Source organism: Pseudodesulfovibrio cashew (genome assembly GCF_009762795.1).
In the GTDB taxonomy this organism is placed as follows: Bacteria; Desulfobacterota; Desulfovibrionia; order Desulfovibrionales; family Desulfovibrionaceae; genus Pseudodesulfovibrio; species Pseudodesulfovibrio cashew.
Genome location: NZ_CP046400.1, coordinates 228002 through 244524, shown reverse-complemented (window position 1 = coordinate 244524; position 16523 = coordinate 228002). Strand labels below are relative to the sequence as shown.

10 protein-coding genes are annotated in these 16523 nt (G+C 61.7%); 2 read left to right on the top strand and 8 right to left on the bottom strand.

Annotation, left to right across the window (positions count from 1 at the left end):
* The first annotated feature begins 14 nt into the window (after window positions 1–14).
* Window positions 15–3176, top strand: a complete 3162-nt coding sequence (locus GM415_RS01100; RefSeq protein WP_158945931.1) for a beta-phosphoglucomutase family hydrolase — start codon at window positions 15–17, stop codon at window positions 3174–3176.
* Window positions 3177–3244: 68 nt separating this feature from the next.
* Here the strand turns inward: GM415_RS01100 and GM415_RS01095 are convergent, their stop codons facing one another.
* On the bottom strand, window positions 3245–5632 hold the full coding sequence (locus tag GM415_RS01095; RefSeq protein WP_158945929.1) for an acetate--CoA ligase family protein: 2388 nt from the start codon (window positions 5630–5632) through the stop codon (window positions 3245–3247).
* 206 nt (window positions 5633–5838) lie between these two features.
* Between GM415_RS01095 and ychF the strand changes: the two genes are divergently transcribed.
* Window positions 5839–6936: a redox-regulated ATPase YchF gene (ychF, locus tag GM415_RS01090; RefSeq protein ID WP_158945927.1), complete on the top strand. Its 1098-nt coding sequence runs from the start codon at window positions 5839–5841 to the stop codon at window positions 6934–6936.
* 772 nt (window positions 6937–7708) lie between these two features.
* Here the strand turns inward: ychF and GM415_RS01085 are convergent.
* The 7 genes from GM415_RS01085 to GM415_RS01055 form a co-directional block, all read right to left on the bottom strand.
* Window positions 7709–8977 (bottom strand): class II fructose-bisphosphate aldolase, encoded by a 1269-nt coding sequence (locus GM415_RS01085; RefSeq protein WP_199244318.1) that lies wholly within the window; start codon window positions 8975–8977, stop codon window positions 7709–7711.
* 173 nt (window positions 8978–9150) lie between these two features.
* Complete coding sequence (locus tag GM415_RS01080; protein WP_158945923.1) at window positions 9151–9468, bottom strand: phage regulatory CII family protein; 318 nt, start codon at window positions 9466–9468, stop codon at window positions 9151–9153.
* Window positions 9469–9652: 184 nt separating this feature from the next.
* Window positions 9653–11590, bottom strand: coding sequence for a SpoIIE family protein phosphatase (locus tag GM415_RS01075; RefSeq protein ID WP_242012308.1), 1938 nt, complete (start codon window positions 11588–11590; stop codon window positions 9653–9655).
* Window positions 11587–12549: an ABC transporter substrate-binding protein gene (locus GM415_RS01070; RefSeq protein WP_158945921.1), complete on the bottom strand. Its 963-nt coding sequence runs from the start codon at window positions 12547–12549 to the stop codon at window positions 11587–11589. Before GM415_RS01070 ends, GM415_RS01075 begins: the two co-directional genes overlap by 4 nt.
* A 4-nt stretch (window positions 12550–12553) precedes the next feature.
* Complete coding sequence (locus tag GM415_RS01065) at window positions 12554–13708, bottom strand: rhodanese-like domain-containing protein (protein ID WP_158945919.1); 1155 nt, start codon at window positions 13706–13708, stop codon at window positions 12554–12556.
* Entirely contained in the window at window positions 13705–14223 is a 519-nt protein-coding gene (locus GM415_RS01060) for an alpha/beta fold hydrolase (RefSeq protein WP_158945917.1), read from the bottom strand. The genes GM415_RS01065 and GM415_RS01060 overlap by 4 nt, the downstream gene beginning before the upstream one ends.
* Before the next feature lie 36 nt (window positions 14224–14259).
* Window positions 14260–16512, bottom strand: coding sequence for an ATP-binding protein (locus tag GM415_RS01055; protein WP_158945915.1), 2253 nt, complete (start codon window positions 16510–16512; stop codon window positions 14260–14262).
* Between the last annotated feature and the right edge of the window lie 11 nt (window positions 16513–16523).

Sequence of the window (16523 nt, the reverse complement as noted above, 5' to 3'; positions counted from 1 at the left end):
GTGAAGGAGTGACCGTGTCTGCAATTACCCTCAAAGGCGTGATTTTCGATCTGGATGGTGTCATCACCCGTACGGCCAAGGTGCATGCCCAGGCGTGGGAGACCGCGTTCAACGAATTTCTCAAGAAGCGCGCGGAGGAGAAGAACCTGCGCTTCGAACCCTTTGACCGGACCAACGACTACCAGAACTACGTGGACGGCAAGCCCCGCTTCGAGGGCGTTTTGAGTTTCCTGAAGTCGCGCAACGTGCAACTGCCCCCGGGCGATCCCGAGGACCCGCCGAGCCTGGATTCCATCTGCGGCATCGGCAACCGCAAGAATGAACTCTTTCAGGACATCCTGCGCACCGAGGGGCCGGAGGTGTTCCAGACCTCGGTGGCGTTGATCGAGGAACTCAAGGGATACGGCATCAAAGTGGCGGTGGCCACCTCCAGCCGCAACTGCCAGTTGGTCCTCCAACTGGCCGGGCTCGAGGATGTGTTCCAGGCCCAGGTGGACGGCGTGTATTCGGCCGAGCACAAGCTCAAGGGAAAGCCGGACCCGGATATCTTTGTTGAAGCTGCCAGGAATCTTGGGCTCAATCCTGGCGAGTGCGTGGTGGTTGAGGACGCCATTTCAGGAGTCCAGGCCGGACGCGCGGGCAACTTCGGCCTGACCCTCGGCGTCGCCCGAAACGTTCAGGGCGAGATGCTGTTGCGCTTCGGCGCGGACATGGTCGTCTCCGATCTGGGCGAGATCACGGTCCAGGACTTCGAGGAGTGGTTCGAGACCGGCATGGCCACTGACGACTGGTTCCTGACCTACTCCGGCTTTGATCCTGGTGACGAAAAACTTCGCGAGACCTTGACCACCGTGGGCAACGGCTACCTTGGCACGCGCGGTGCTTCCGAGTGCGCCTGCGCGGGCTTCAATTTCTATCCCGGAACATACATAGCGGGCATCTTCAACAAGACTCCGAGCAAGGTTCAGGGCCGTGAGATATGGAACAATGATCTCGTCAATTGTCCGAACTGGTTGCCCGTGGAGTTCAAGATAGGCAACGGCGAGTTCGCCAGTCCGTTCGACATGGAAATCCTCAGCTATTGCCATCAACTGAATATGCGGGAAGGAGTCATGGAACGGTTCATGGTCGTCAAGGACCAGGTGGGGCGGATCACGCGCATTGCCTCCCGCCGGGTGGCCTCCATGGCGGACCCGCACTTGTGCGCCCTCAATTTCGGCATTACGCCGCTCAACTATTCGGGCAAGCTGACCTTCCGCTCCTCCCTGGACGGCAACGTGGAAAATGGCGGAGTGGCCCGCTACTCCTCCCTCAACATGCATCATCTCTGCCGAGTCTCGGCGGGCAAGGCGGGCGACGGCATCTACCTGCACATGGAGACCACGCATTCCCGCTACCAGATCGTCATGGCCTCCAAGACCGTGATAATGGAGGATGGCAAGCCCCTGACTCCGATCAAGACCGTGACCCAGAACCGCAGCCGGGTGTCCGAGGAGGTGCAGATTCACGCTCAGGAGAACACCCGCTACGCGCTGGAGAAATTTGTGTGTGTGCGGACCTCTCTGGACCGCACTCCGGGCAACCTGAAGGATATGTGCCTGGACACGCTGGCCAAGGTCCGCACTTACCAGGGGGTATACGGCCCCAGTGCCAAGAGCTGGAAGTCGCTCTGGCAGAAGGCGGACATCCGGGTCACGGGCGATCGCCTCGTCCAGCGGGTGCTCAGGCTGCATGTCTACCATCTTCTGGTTACGGCCTCGCCGCACAACGTGGACCTGGACGCGGGCATGCCCGCGCGCGGCCTGCACGGCGAAGCCTACCGGGGGCACATCTTCTGGGACGAGCTCTACATCCTCCCGTTCTTCGATTCCAACTTTCCGGAGATATCCCGGTCACTGCTCTTGTACCGCTACAACCGGCTGGATGCCGCCAGGGAATACGCCAGGGAGAACGGCTACTCCGGGGCCATGTTCCCGTGGCAGACTGCGGATGACGGCACCGAGGAGACCCAGGAGGTCCACTACAACCCGGAGGCCAAGGACTGGGGGCCGGACCTCTCCCGCAACCAGCGGCATGTGTCCATCGCGGTCTTCGTCAATGCCTGGCGCTACGTTTCCTGGACCGGTGACAAAACGTTTCTCCGCGAGTACGGGGCTGAGATGATGCTCGACATCGCACGGTTCTGGAGCAGCATCGCCACTCGCGACGAGGACACGGACAAGTATCACATCAGCGGGGTCATGGGCCCCGACGAGTTCCATGAGGCCCTGCCGGGCAGCGGCGTGCACGGCCTCACCGACAATGCCTACACCAACATCATGGTGGTCTGGCTCCTGGAAAGGTCGCTTGAGATACTGGAGGAGATACCTGCCAAGCCTCTGGCCAAGATTCGCAAGACCATAGGCCTCACGGACGAGGAGATCGGCAAGTGGCGGGAGATGACTACCAAGCTCAACGTGGCGTTGACCGAAGAGGGCATCATTCCCCAGTTCGAAGGCTACATGGACCTCAAGGAGCTGGACTGGGAGAGCTACCGCAAGCGGTTCTATTCCATCCACCGCATGGACCGCATCCTCAAGGCCGAAGGCGACAACCCGGACAACTACAAGGTGGCCAAGCAGGCAGACACCCTGATGACCTGGTACGTGCTTGAACCCGAGGAGGTGGCCCGCATCCTGACCCAACTTGGCCACAAGGTGGACGATCCACTCAAGCTCCTCAAGGCCAACTACGACTTCTACGAACAGCGGACGAGCCATGGTTCAACCCTTTCCAAGGTCGTTCACGCGGTTATTTCGAAGTACATATATCCTAGTGAAATATCGTGGGATTGGTTCATGGAGGCAATGCGGAGCGATATCTACGATACCCAGGGCGGCACGACCATCGAGGGCGTCCATACCGGCGTCATGGCCGGAACCCTGGAAGTGCTCAAGCAGGATTTCGCCGGGCTGAACCTTTCCTCCACCCCCATGAAGGTGGACCCCGATCTGCCCGCCCACTGGGGCGAGATGCACCTCAATTTCTCCTGGAAGAAAATCTGGTTCGATCTGGTCATTGATCAGGACCGCGTGAACATGACCGCCTACCACAAGGGCGACAAGCTCGTGCCCGTGGAGATATTCGGCAAGAAGTACAACCTCAAGCCCGGCATGACGGTTGAGGCTCGGCGCTAGCGGTCGGAAGTGCTAAAGTATGCGCCCGTCTCCGGTCTTCGGGGACGGGCGATTTTTATGGCCTCCGGTTAGCTCTCATCACGCAGTCGGGCGGCATGGAGCCTGCCCTCGATGTACTGGCTCAGGGCTGCCACGCCCCGGTCGGACGAGCGGAAGACCGGAATGTCCGCCTCCATGAGCCGCCGGATCAGCCCCTCGTAGAGCCTGCCGGCGTCCACCACGCAGACCAGCGGCGTGTCGCTTTCTGCCGCCAGGGCCGCGAGCAGGGGGACGATGGTCTCGACCCGCTCCGAGGCACCGCAGGTATCCGCCACCGCGTCCAGGGAGGGGGACATGGGTACCAGCCCCAGCACAACCGCGTCCACGCCGGGGTCCTGGCAAAGGGCCCGGGCCGCTTCGGCGTGAGTCTCGTCGTCCGCCGCCGGGGTGACGTCCAGGGGGTTGCGGGGGGTGACCAGTCCTGACAGGCGTTTTCGCTCGAACAGCGCGGCCAGGCGGTCGCGGGTCTCGCGCCGCAACGGGGCCAGGCGCATGGCGAAATCGTCCGATTCGATGGAGTCGGCCATGCCTACGGCCTCGAAGCCTGCGGCCGAAAGAGCCGCCAGCCGGTTGCCTGCGATTGTCTTGCCATGCAGCCGCTGGGCCAGCAGGACCAGGTTTTGAAATTCAGTAAAGCTCCGGGCCACGATGGCCCCGGCTTCGCGCACGCAGGACTCACAGACCATGTAATCCCCGGCCAGGGAGGCCGTATGCCCGGCCGTGGCAACTTTGCCCTCCGGGGTCCGGCCCGCTTTGTAGAAGATTACGTCCTTGCCTGCCAGCACGGCTTCGCGCACCGCCCGGCAGAAAGCCAGCCCGTCCAGGTCCTTGAATCCTTCGGCATAGACAGCGATGACGTCCACGTCGTCCGCGTCCTTGAAGTAGCGGGCCATGTCGCCCAGGGTCAGATCGTTCTGGTTGCCCATGGAGAGCATGTAGGCGGGCTCGATCTCCGGGCACTGGGCCAGTCTGGTGAGCATGAACGCCCCAGACTGGGAGATGAGCGCGGCCCGTTTGTAGGGCTTGCCGTGGGATTTGGGAAACTTGTTCTCGGGGATGAACCAGGTGTCGTACCGGCCAGGATGCGAGACTACGCCCATGCTGTTGCCGCCCAGGAAGACTGGTCCGCCGCCGGTTTCATGCGCCTTGCGCATCCGCTCGGTTAACTCGGCGGCCCGCTCGCGGCTTTCCTCGGTCTCGCCCATGCCGCCCGGAATGAGGAGCACGGCCTCGGCCCGGCCCGTATCCAGCACCTCGTCCACGATGGCCGGGACGTGAGGCGCTGGCACTGCCACCACGAACAGGTCCAGCGGTTCCGGCAGGGAGTGCAGGTCCGGTACACAGCGCACGCCGTCCACCTCGTCCGCGTCCGGCTTGATCACGAACACTTTTTCCCGCGCAAAACCCGCGTCGAGGACGTTCTTGAGGATGAGCCGCCCAAAGTTCATCCGGCTGGATGACACGCCAACCACGCCGATGGTCTCCGGCGCGACGATGGAACGTATCTTGTGTACAGGCCTGGATGACGGGGCATCGCCGGGCAGGGAGAAGCGGCAGAGCCCATCCAGGGGGATCATCAGGTAGTCGGTGAAGGCAAACGGGTTGATTTCCAACTCTTCAATGACAAAGGGCGCGTCGGGGTTGCCGGACGAAAAATGTCGTCCCACCTCGATGAAGGCGCTGAAACACTCCACGATCTGTTCGTCCGTGACGATGCGCCGCTGGCCGCGCGTCAGTCCCGCCAGCTTGCGGTAGGAGATGGTCCGCTTGAACAGCTCGAAGAATCCGCCGCCGTCGATCATCTCCACCGAGGCGGCCACGATGGCCTGTCCCTTGCGGAATCGCCTGGCGTACAGCTCGGTGTCGGTGCCGCCGAGCCCGGCGCTGATAATCGTGCCGAACTCGCGGGTGTTGCGCAGGCCCACGATCAGCTCGTTGCCGAAGGCCTCTGAGTCGGGCGGCATGAACTGGACCTGAAGCACGCCCCGGATGTCATCGGCGATGGCCTGCACCAGTTCGTCCCCCGAGAGCCCGAGATAGGCTTCGTGGGCCACGTCCTTGTTCCGCTCGATCCACATGGCCGCGTTCTCCGGCACCTCGTAGAGCATGCGCCTGATGGCGGAGCGGACCTTGTTGGGCTCCTTGTCCACGATGCGCACGCCGCCTACCTCGGTCTTGTGCGGCAGGGCGGGAGAAACGATCTTGAGTACCGCCTTGTCACCGGGCAGGGAAAGGATCTTCTCGTCCGCCACGTGTTCGCCGCGTTCCACCAGATGGCAGCGGGGTGGAGTCTCCGAGCCGAGGTTGGCCAGGAAGTCGTATACTTCATATTCATAGAGAAAGTTCCGGCCCTCACGGTGGGCCGAGGCCAGGTTTTCGGTCAGGGCGGGAAAGTCGATTCGGGTTGCGGCTTGCATGCGGTTCCTCTGGCTGGAGCTTTTCGATTATCCATCCTACCCCACTCCAGTCCTCCCCATCAAGGCGTGTCCTGTGGCATTTTTCTCCCATGTACAGCGGTCCCTTCAAGGGGCGTGACGGAAAAGTTGCTTGCATTCACCGATAAAGGACGGTACTTCCAGCACCGCGCCGGTTTTGTCCGGCAATCTCTTTTCCAGGAGCATCCATGTCACTCAGCATCGGTATCGTCGGCCTGCCCAATGTGGGCAAGTCCACGCTTTTCAACGCCCTGACCAAGGCCCAGAACGCGGAGAGCGCCAACTACGCCTTCTGCACCATCGAACCCAACAAGGCCGTGGTGCCCGTGCCGGACCCGCGCATCGAGGTGTTGGCCGAGTTGGTCAAGCCCCAGCGCGTGCAGTACTCCACCGTGGATTTCGTGGACATCGCGGGCCTGGTGGCAGGCGCCTCCAAGGGCGAGGGACTGGGCAACAAGTTCCTCGGCAACATCCGCGAGACCCAGGCCATCCTGCACGTGGTCCGCTGCTTCGACAACGACGACGTCATTCACGTGGCCAACTCCGTTGATCCCCTGCGCGACATCGAGGTTATCGAAACCGAGCTGATCCTCGCCGACGTCCAGGTTCTGGAGAATCGGCTTGAGCGCATGGAAAAGATGGTCAAGGGCGACAAGACCCTGGCCCCCAAGATCGAGGCGGCCAAGGCGCTCCTCGCCCATCTCGACCAGGGACAGCCCGCCGCCACCTTCACCGAAGAACGCAAGGGGCTGGCCGAGTTGCTCGCCGAGCTGCGATTGATCACCGCCAAGAACGTTATCTACTGCGCCAACGTGGACGAAGACGGTCTGATGGAAGACAACGACTACGTCCAGTCCGTGCGCAAGCTGGCCGCTGAACGCGGTGCCGAGTTCGTCAAGATTTCCGCCAAGATGGAAGAGGAACTCGTGGGCCTGGAGGAAGAGGAGCAGCAGGAGTTTCTGGAATCCTTCGGCATCGAGGAGTCCGGCCTGCACCAGATTATTCGCACCGGCTTCCACTCCCTCGGGCTGATCAGCTACTTCACCGCCGGCGTCAAAGAGGTCCGTGCCTGGACCATTCATCAGGGCGACAAGGCCCCCCAGGCCGCGGGCGTCATCCACACCGATTTCGAGCGCGGCTTCATTCGTGCCGAGGTCATCAGCTACGACCATTACGTCCAGTACGGGTCCGAGGCCAAGTGCCGGGCCGAAGGCGTCCTGCGCGTCGAGGGCAAGGATTACGTCATGCATGACGGGGACGTCGCCCACTTCCTGTTCAACGTCTAGTTTTGCTTGTCTCCTGTCTCTTTTGGAAGAAAGAGGAAGAGATGAGGAAGCCACCTTTCAGGCGGCGATTGATGTAGGAAGGATTTCGCCCCTTTCGGGGCGACCGTCTTTGCTCTGCTGTCGCTATCCGTAAGGCTCGAAGACTCGCCAACGGTTACCGCTAGTCTAGCGCGTTCAAAAGAAGGCAAAAGACGCGCTTTTTTGTAGCTGCAGCCGTCCGTCAAGTCGAGCTAGCACCTCTCTACGAATTAGAAAGAAGCCATTGGGCTCTTCGCCTTTCCATCCGAAGCTCCGCAGTCAGCCCCTTGCTCGCGGGCCTAGAAGCTCACCAAACTGGTCGGCGGCTCTTCAGCCGCTGTACGAAGGAGCCTGACGGCCTCCGACTGATAAGGCTGGCAGAGCGTTTCACTCAACGTAGTCCGGAGCCGACCGGGTTGGATGAGATTCTCGCCAGCGAGATCGGGGCGGGGGTGACGCTCCAAGCTCCTTTTCTTTCGTCTATTTCTTTTGGCGCAGCAAAAGAAATGGACCCCGCCGGGAGGGCATGGAGGGCTTTTGGGGGCACAGCCCCCAAACACGGCTCTGTTCGCGCTGCAAGCGCGATTCCTGGAGGGGGAGGAGCGGAACGCTCCAACACCGGCTCTTTGCGGAGTGCGGCAACAACCCACCTTATTGCAAAAATAACAGCTTCTTACCCCCCCGGCCAACCACAAAAAAACCGGCCCAACCGCACAAGCGGTCGGGCCGGTTTGCATTGGCATATCGCTACACCCTAGTCGTCAAAGTCCCCTTCAGGGCCCTTGTCGGTATCGATGGCGGCGGCTCTGGCCTTGATCTTCTCCTCGGTCCACTCGGCAGGGTCCTCGAACTGCTCGGCTTTGGCGCCAAGGTCGTAGGAACCGGCCTCAAGGATGAGGTCGCAGGCGATGTCGGCGGTGCCATCGGCGTTGAACACATCCACCAGCAGGTGGTGGACGAAATCCTCGACGGCCTTGGCCATGCGGTCGCGGGAGGTGGCATCCTGGCCCTGCCAGCGGCGCTCGAAGGGCAGGTTGAGCTTCTTGTAGTTGCCGCCGTGGATGTCGTTGGCATCGGCGTAGGCGACCATTTCTTCCCAGAGGGCGTCCTGGAGTCCTTCGCCGGGCACTTTGTCGAAGCGGCCGTCATCGGTCATGATGGCGTTACCGAAGTCGTTGACCTTGACGCCCCAGCCGATCATCTGGAGAGCGGTGGCCACGTTGGCCTTGGTGGTCTTGGTCTTGGCGGCGATTTCGCGCAGGCGGGCGGAGTCGTTGCCCGAGGTGCCGTGCTGTGCGCCGGAGGTGCCGTAGGCCTTCAGGGCTTCGTGAATTTCAGCGGTGACGTCCACCTGGATGCCTTCGCCGGAGGCCTCGATGCCGTGGGTGGTGCCGTTGTTCAGGGCGATCCAGTCCGGGCACAGGCCATGGGCGTTGAGCCCTTGGCAGAGATATTTGGCTTCCACCGGAGTGGAGAGACCGAATTCACCCTTGATCTCGCCGATTTCGGTCTCGTATCCGGCCCAGGAGGGGATGGACGAGGAGACTTCGATGTTGGCGAGCAGGTTGAGATCGTCGGTCATGTGCGAGGCGTCGATGGCGATGGAGGTGACGCCCGCGTCGAAGACGGACGAAATCTCGGCCTTGGCCACGGGCACGTCATCCCACTTCTTCATGAAGTAATGGTCGGCATGGACGGCAACGGGCACGGTGATGTTGTGCATGTTGCAGAGATAGTCCACGCGGCGCGCGATGTTCCACAGGGTGGTCGGGCAGTAGGTGGACTCGCTGCGGGCGATCTCGATGATGATGGCTGCGTTGGCGCGCTGGGCGGCCTTGAGCGCGCCCTCGATGACGAAGATGTTGCGGCCGTTGGCGGCGATGGTCATGGCCTGCCCTTTGGCGAGCATGGCGCGGTCGATGACCTTGCCGCTGACGATGAGCGCCTGGGAGTTGGGGAAATTCCGGACCACGTTCGGCGGGCGGCCCACGGCGAGCGCTTTGTTGAATGTATCCTGAGACACGAGTTCCTCCTTGGGAAATGGTGTGGCTTGAGTGCGTTGACGCGCAACCATTAATTAAAACCAATTATCCTGAAAAGTCAAAATGCAAGGTGCCCTCTTCACCGGATTATCACGCAATCAAGCCCCCCGGTGCGTCGCGCACGGGGGGCGATGAAGGGCCGGTAAGAGAACGGCTACATTGTCGCTGCCTGGCGACGCACGCGCTCCGTGGTCTTGCGGCCTTTGGGCCTGCCGACGGGATTGTCCCGCTCCATGGGCATGAGTGTATAACCCAGCTCCCTTGCCATGAATTCGAGGATGGAGACGTTGTGCGTCGCCTTGACGATCTCGAACATGGTCTCCGCGCCGAGCTTGGCGTGGTTGTCGAACGGATTGAGCTCCCGCAGCAATGTTGAATACGGTTTCTTGATTTCCCGGCACACCTGTTTGGCCGGAACCCTGCCACCCAGGACAATGTCCTGCATCTTCTTTGTCACGCTTTTCTCGAACATGTTTACCCCCCACATGTTGGAATTGCTGGCTAGTATGCAAATTAGCCCCATTTTCGACTTTGCGTCAACGAAAACCGAAAAAAGGGCGGTGTTTTTCGAGAAGAGCGCCCTAAAAGAGCGGGGGAATGCCGGATAAGCGGTTGAAATATGGATTGTTAGCTTTTTTGCACTGCAACAGCCGAGGTCAGCTCTTGTCCGGCCCCTGGAAGCGCATGGCGAGCATGGTGATATCGTCCGACTGTTCCGCGCCCTGGGTGAAGTCCTTGATGGAGGTGTCTATGTCCCTGATCATGGCGGTGGCAGCCGGGTCGCGCATGGAGGTGAGCAGGTCCATGAGCCGGTCGTCGGAGTAGATTTGCTTGGCCGGGTTCATGGCCTCGGTCACGCCGTCAGTGTAGATGAAGAGGATGTCGCCCGGGTCCATGACCATGGTCTTGGTGGAATACTCGAAGCCTTCCATGATGCCCGCCACGGGTTCGCCCAAGGGGGGGACCCACTCCGGCTTTTCGCCCTTTTTCAGGAAGATTGGCGGGTTGTGCCCGGCGTTGGCGTAGCGGGTCTCGCCGGTCTCGATGTCGATGACGGCCAGGAACAGGGTCACGAACATGCACGACTCGTTGTCGGCGGCCAGGTCCGAGTTGACCTTGGTCAGCACCTCGCCCGGATCAAGCCCCCGCTCGGACACGACCTTGAGCAGGGTCTTGGTCACGGCCATGAAAAAGGCGGCGGGCACGCCCTTGCCCGAGACGTCGCCGACCAGGAAACAGAAGTGGGTTTCGTCCACGAAGAAGAAGTCGTAGAGGTCGCCGCCCACCTCCTTGGCCGGTTCGATGGAGGCGAAGACCTCGAATTCGTCGCGATCCGGGAATGCGGGAAAGAGCTTGGGCAGGATGCCCATCTGGATGTCACGGGCGATGCGCAGTTCGGATTCGATGCGCTCCTTGGCCGCGGTGGTGGCGGTCAGGTTTGCGATGTGCCGCTTGAGGGAGGTCTTCATGATCCAGAAGGACTCGGCCAGCTCGCCTACTTCGTCGTTGCTCCCGATATCCGGGAGCTTGAGGTCCAGGTTGCCCGAGGCGATCTCCAGGGCGGAGCCGGAGAGTTCGGTCAGGGGCCAGGTGATGCGGCGGGCCACCACGATCACGACCAGGGCCAGGACCGCGAAGCCGCCGAGGCCGATGAGACCGGTTGCCTTGGACAGGGAGTAGACGTCGGCCATCATCTCACTCTTGGGAAAGACCACGCCCAGGGACCAGCCTCCGTTCTTCAGCCCGGTGTAATAGAGATAACGCTTGGCCTCGCCCCGGTCCTCCTTCAGCTGGACGAACCCGCGCTTGCCTTCGACCATGTCCCGGCCCACCTGGCGGAGTTGGGTCGAGCCGGTCTCCTCGGCCAGCGAAAAGATGGTCTGGTTCATGACCAGGTGTTTTTCCGGGTGGGTGACAAACGTGCCGTAGCGGGAGATAAGGAAGGCGTAGCCTGTGTCGAACAGTTTGATTTCATGGACCATCTCCTGGAGCCAATCCAGGGAGATGTCCGCGGTGACCACGCCGGCGAATACCTGCTGCCCGTGCTCGGTTCGATAGAACGGCACGGAGTAGGTGGCCATGGTCACGTTGCCGCCGCCTTCGTCGCTGTACGGTTCGGTCCAGACCGCGCGGCCCAGTTCCTTGGGAAGCTGGTACCAGTCCATGTAGAAATAGCGGTACTGCGGCGACCCGAGATTGGTGTAGGCGATTCGGTTGCCGGACCGATAATGGTAGGGCGCGAAGTAGAGCTTGTCGGGCGTCAGGAAATAGGGCTCGAAGGCGATGGCCATACCGTAGATTTCAGGGTTGTTGGCAAGCACTCGTCGGTTGAGGTCCAGGATCTCCTCTTCGGTCAGGCTGGCGTCTTCCAGGGAGAAGGCGATGTTGGAGGCCACCTTCTGCACGCCCGCGAGCACCGAGTCTATGCGGCTGGCGGTCTCGATGGCCAGGCTCCTCGAGTGCTCCCTGGATTGTCGCAGGATGATATCCCGGGAATACTGGTAGGTATAGGCAAGGATGGCCGCCACCACGAGCAGGGCGCAGCCGAGGATGGAGAGTGCGAGCTTGAAGGCGAGGCCGCGTCGCTGGATCATCGCTCACCTCGGTAAAAATCGTTGAAGTCAGTCTTGTTGCTGATGAATCCCGTTTCCAGGAGTACGTCCCGGACGCGCTCGAAGTCCTTGCGGCGCAAGATGCCCATGGACGGCACGTCGCCTTCGACCATGATGTCCCGCATCCGGGCGAGCATCCATTTCTGGTGGGCGCGGCAGGCGGGAATCCGCGCCTCCCGCATCCGGCTGAGCACGGTATCCAGCGCCTCGTCGGGGTGATCGAAGGTGTAGCGCCATCCCCTGGCCGTAGCCCTGACCAGGGCGCGAGCCAGTTCCGGTTTCTTCTCTGCGGTCGTATCCAGGCAGTAGATGCCGTCTTCAGGGAAGTCGAGGCCGTAATCGCGGAAGAAGAAGGGGATCAGTTCGGACTCGTCCAGGCCGTAGGAGAGCAGGGTGTGGTATTCGTTGTACCACATGGCCGAGGCCGCCTGCACTCCGCCACGCATGAACAGGTCCAGGGAGTCGGACTGGGGCACCACCGTGACCTTGAGCCCCTTGCGCTTGAACAGCGCGCGGGCCTGGATCTGGAATTCATTGGCCCAGAGGCCGATCTTTTTCCAGCCGAGGTCTTCGATGCGCTCGATGCCCCTGCCCTTGATGGCCACGAGCATCAGGGCCGAGTGCTGGCCGAACTGCCCCACGTTGACCACGGGCAGGGTGGCTCGCCGCTGCAGGGCCGAGGAGAGAAACATGGTGGCGAATTCGGCCTTGCCCGTCTCCAGGTATTCGCTGGCCAGGACGTCCGGACCGCCCGAGATGAGGGTCAGGTCGATGCCTTCCTCGGCGTAAAAGCCCTTTTCCTGGGCCATGAAAAATCCGGCGAACTGGGCCTGCGGCGTCCATTGCAGGACCAGGGAAGCCTTCTCTGCGGCAAAAGCCACGGGCGAAAGCAGCACGAGGACGGCCAGGGGCAGGAGCAGGTTGTATACGGCGCGGCGCATGAGTCTAATCCCTCACCGAGGCCCGGAATTCGGCCAGTTTGTCCTTCCACGCCTTGGTGCCGGGCTTGCCCTTCCAGGCCAGGCGGGGGTCCACCTTGACGATGAGTGAGTCCTGCATGACCGAGTGGGTGGCGTATTGCAGTTGGTCGAGCTTGCGCATGGTGCTCATGAGCAGGTCCCGGCCCATGGACAGGGTCTTCACCGCGTCACCCAGGCCCACCACGATGTAGTTGTCGAATTTGACGTTGGCCAGCAGGAAGCTCATGACCTTGCGGTCGCTGTTGTCCAGCCTGCCGTCGGCGGTAAGGGTGAGCAGCATCTCCTGGTTGGAGACTATGGAGCGGTTGGCCTCGATGACCGGTTCGGCCTTGCCCCGATCGTGCTCTATGGCGCGCATGCCGCCGCGCAGGAAGGCGTAGTCGAAGTAGCCGTAGGACTCCAGGAAGTATTGGAGCCAGCGGACCTGCTTGCCCACGGCGTCAAAGAACAGGAGCCGTTTTTCCGTCCAGATGCGCGAGACAACCAGGTCGAGCAGGGGGTCCAGGGGAATGTTGCGAACGCCAGGTATGCGCGGTCGCATGGAGCGCTGGAACGGGTCGCGGATGTCTATGGTGACGGTATCCTTTTCCATGGCCTGGCGGGAGAATTCGTCGAAGCCGAGAAGTCGCGTCTCGTACTGGGCCGGGGAGATGATCCGGTCCTTGCGGGCCGGGGTCTCATTCATGAGCGTGGCCTTGTCGGGTGCGGCTCCGATCCAGTCGAAGATGCCCCCGTCATAGGCGAAGACGTGGGAAAATCCAAGGGAGAGGGCGACCTGGGCTGCCTGGTAGCTCTTGGCGCAGCTGTGCCCGTTGCAATAGAAGACCATGGGCGTGGGATCGTCCTTGGGCCTGAGCTTTTCCAGCTTTTCTCCGAAGTCCGGAGTGGTCAGGGGAAGCAGCTTGGCCTTGTTGATGCGCGCCACATCGTACTCGAAGCTGGAGCGGATATCGACAACCACGGTCCGGGTGTAGTCCCTGAGGAGTTGCTCGGTGCTCATGTAGCGGACCTCGGGATAGTAGGGGCGCAGGGGAAAGGACTCCTCTGCCAGGCTCGGTGCGCAGGCCAGCAGCACAACCAGGGCCGCCAGGAGAGCAATGACGCGGCGGGCCGGGATCATGCCTGGTCTCCGCCCTTGATGGCATCGAGGAAATTGAAGAAATATACGCCGAGGGCCTCGGTGCTGGCGGCCAGCCGGTGGCCGTCGTCGAGGACGTGCAACTCGGCCCGGTGGAGGCTTGCGAAACGGATGGCATTTTCCACGGGAACCACATCGTCCCGCCAGCCGTGGACCACGGTGACGGCCTTGGGCAGGCCGTTGAAGACATGGGTGGCGTATCCCGGCAGGTAGAAGGCGGGCGCGAGGAGAAAGATTCCGGCGATCTTCAGGCGGCTGCAAGCGGCGGCGGCCACGTAGCCCCCCATGCTGGAACCTACGAGGATGGCGGGCACGTCCGAGCCCTCCAGGTGGGACACCATGCGCTCCACTCGATCGTCCGGGTCGTCGAGATCCCGAAAATCCAGGGCGTCCATCTCCAGCCCGGCGGTTTCGGCCACGCCAGCCAGGTATCTGGACTTGGCGCCCCATGGTTCACTCAGTGAACCGTGGCACCAGATTAGACGAATATCATGCATGACCTCTCCCCGACTGCTGTTCAACCCTTACGGAAGCTACCCCAACGGCCCCGGTATATCAACGACTTGGGCGAGGTCGTCCAGGATTCGTCTGACAGCCGCACGATCAGGAACGTCTCCGGCTGCCTGTTGCAGGGCTGCGCCGCTTTCGGTCAGCAGTTCCAGGGACAGCGCCTTCCCTCGGTTTTCGATGTCGCTGCCCAGCACCCGGACAGAGGCGAAGTCGTCGCGCTCCAATGCGGCGTAGGCCGCTTTCACGCTGATTCGGGCCGCCTCAGCTTCCTCGCTCTCGGCGTCTCCTCCCTTGGGGAGACTGACAGCTTGCAGTGCGTCGAAGAGGGCGCTCTTCTTGACCGGCTTTGCCAGGTGACTGTCGGCCCCCGCCTCAAGGCACGCCTGGGCGGCCTCGGAATGGGCGTAGGCCGTCATGGCGATGAGCGGGGTGCGCGCCCGCCCGTTTTCCGCCTCCCACTCCCGGATGGTGCGGGTAGCTTCATACCCGTCCATGACCGGCATCTGGATATCCATGAGCACGCAGTCGAAGGCCTCTCTCTTGAAGGCGTCCACGCCGACCTGGCCGTTTTCTGCGATGGTCAGGGTGCAGGGGGTGTTCTTGAGATAGGTCTGGATGACGAAGGCGTTGTACTTGGAGTCCTCGCATACGAGCAGGTTCAGAGCGGGCAGGTCGCCGTCCTCGATGGTGGGGAGGGGCTCTCCCGGCATGATGTCGATCGGTTCGGAGAGGTTGAAGCGGGCGGTGAACAGGAAGGCCGAACCCGATCCGTGGGAACTCTCGACCCAGATTCGGCCGCCCATCATGCTCACCAGCCGTTTGCTGATGGCCAGTCCCAGGCCGGTTCCGCCGAATCGCCGGGTGGTGGAGCTGTCCGCCTGGGTGAATGAGTCGAAGATGGCGTCGAGCTTGTCCGGGGGGATTCCCGGACCGGTGTCCTTGACGGTGAATTGGAGGAGCAGGTCCTCGTTTTCAGTCTGCAGGGGGTCCACGCTCAGGCTCACTGTGCCTTCTTCGGTGAACTTCACGGCATTGCCGAGCAGGTTGATGATGATCTGCTTCAGCCGGACCGGGTCTCCGCTCAGGAATTCCGGGGCTGTGGGGGCAATGTCGCAGGAAAAGCTCAGCTCCTTGCTCCGTGCCTTGGGCTCGATCAGCGCGCAGGTTTTGCTGATTACCTCGTAGAGGTTGAATTCGATTTCCTCCAGGCTGAGGCGTCCCGCCTCGATTTTGGAGAGATCAAGGATGTCATCGAGAATTTCCAGCAGGTTTTCTCCTGCTGACCGGAACACCTGCACATAACGAGACTGGTCTTCGGTCAGTTTGGTTTCCCAGAGAATGTCGGCCATGCCCAGGATGGCGTTCATGGGAGTGCGGATCTCATGGCTCATGCTGGCCAGAAAGCTGGACTTGGCCAGGTTGGCCACCTCGGCCGCCCGCTTGGCGTTGCGTACGTCGTCCAGGGCCTTGTTCAGGGATTCGTTTTTCTGCTCAAGCTCTTCGGTGCGTTCCTTGACGGTCTTTTCCAGGGCATTGCGGTGATCCTCGAGACGCAGTTTGGATTCCTGCAGGTCACTGATCAGGTGGCGTACCGAGTCGCGCATATCGTCAATGGCGTGGGCCAGGGTGCCGAGTTCTCCGGGCAGATGGGTGTCGATGGGAGCATCAAGATCGCCGTCGGCAATGGATGTTGCCGACTCCTCGAGCCTTTTGAGCGGGTTGAACAGCTTGGCTCGGGAGAAATAGAGCGTGGTCTGGGAGATGACGACGATGAGCACGAAGGCCAGGACCAGGGTTACGAGGCAACTGATGACCACGTCCCGGCGGATTGACTGAAGCGAGGTCGCCAGGTTGAACGTGCCGATCCGGTTGCCGTTCTTTCTGATCTCCACGGCGATGGTGCGGAACTGTCCGTTTTTCCCGAAGGCGGCGAAGTCCATGCCCGCGTAGCCCGGCTTGGCGCGTGAAGCCATGGTCTCGCGGCCCGTGACCACCTGGGCAAAGACCACGTCCGGGTCCAGGAGGACGGCGTTGATGAAATCCCTGGCCGAGGCGTGGTCCACCTGCCAGACCGCCGTGGCCAGGCTGGTTTCCGCCAGGGCGGCCACGCTCGCTATCTTGCTGTCAACCTGGTTGTAGAGGCGGTAGGTGTTGTAGAGAATGGCGGCAATGGAAAACAGGAGGACAACCCCTGCTATGGCCACGGTCTGCGTCAACGCGGCCCTTCTGCTCAGAGCGCTGGGTGAGGATGTCTTCTTGCTTTTGGTTTCGGTCATCGCGTTTTCCG

What these genes read in the sequence shown, in the direction of transcription:
- GM415_RS01060 (WP_158945917.1), bottom strand. Translation starts at nt 14,223, where the DNA reads ATGCATGATATTCGTCTAATCTGGTGCCACGGTTCACTGAGTGAACCA.
- GM415_RS01095 (WP_158945929.1), bottom strand. Translation starts at nt 5,632, where the DNA reads ATGCAAGCCGCAACCCGAATCGACTTTCCCGCCCTGACCGAAAACCTG.
- GM415_RS01065 (WP_158945919.1), bottom strand. Translation starts at nt 13,708, where the DNA reads ATGATCCCGGCCCGCCGCGTCATTGCTCTCCTGGCGGCCCTGGTTGTG.
- GM415_RS01075 (WP_242012308.1), bottom strand. Translation starts at nt 11,590, where the DNA reads ATGATCCAGCGACGCGGCCTCGCCTTCAAGCTCGCACTCTCCATCCTC.
- GM415_RS01055 (WP_158945915.1), bottom strand. Translation starts at nt 16,512, where the DNA reads ATGACCGAAACCAAAAGCAAGAAGACATCCTCACCCAGCGCTCTGAGC.
- GM415_RS01070 (WP_158945921.1), bottom strand. Translation starts at nt 12,549, where the DNA reads ATGCGCCGCGCCGTATACAACCTGCTCCTGCCCCTGGCCGTCCTCGTG.
- GM415_RS01080 (WP_158945923.1), bottom strand. Translation starts at nt 9,468, where the DNA reads ATGTTCGAGAAAAGCGTGACAAAGAAGATGCAGGACATTGTCCTGGGT.
- ychF (WP_158945927.1), top strand. Translation starts at nt 5,839, where the DNA reads ATGTCACTCAGCATCGGTATCGTCGGCCTGCCCAATGTGGGCAAGTCC.